The sequence below is a fragment of the Cohnella sp. GbtcB17 genome (assembly GCF_019091135.1).
GTDB lineage: Bacteria > Bacillota > Bacilli > Paenibacillales > Paenibacillaceae > Cohnella.
In genome coordinates this window covers 1-231 of the sequence record NZ_JAGXJW010000539.1, presented here as the reverse complement: position 1 = coordinate 231, position 231 = coordinate 1, and the positions used below count along the sequence as shown (strand labels likewise).

Below are 231 nucleotides of genomic sequence, written 5' to 3'. Positions count from 1 at the left end.
TGCGATTCTGATCGTCGCCGCGCTGTACGCGCTGCTGCGGAGGATCTTCGCGCTGCACTTTATCGTGCTGGAGGGCAAGTCGACGACCCAGGCGATCCGCAGCAGCCAGGCGCTGACGCGCGGCAGGCGGACGCTGCTCTTCCTGTCGTTGTTCCTGTTCAACGCGACCGAGTTCGCGGCGGGCTCGGCGGGCATCTCGTCTCTGTCTTACCTGCCCTCCTGGCTGTGCAA

At 65.4% G+C, this 231-nt stretch carries 1 protein-coding gene; it reads left to right on the top strand.

Annotated elements, in window-relative coordinates; all coding sequences use genetic code 11:
- A partial coding sequence (locus KVT38_RS34360; protein WP_217598162.1) for a glycerophosphoryl diester phosphodiesterase membrane domain-containing protein occupies positions 1-231 on the top strand: 231 nt, incomplete at both ends.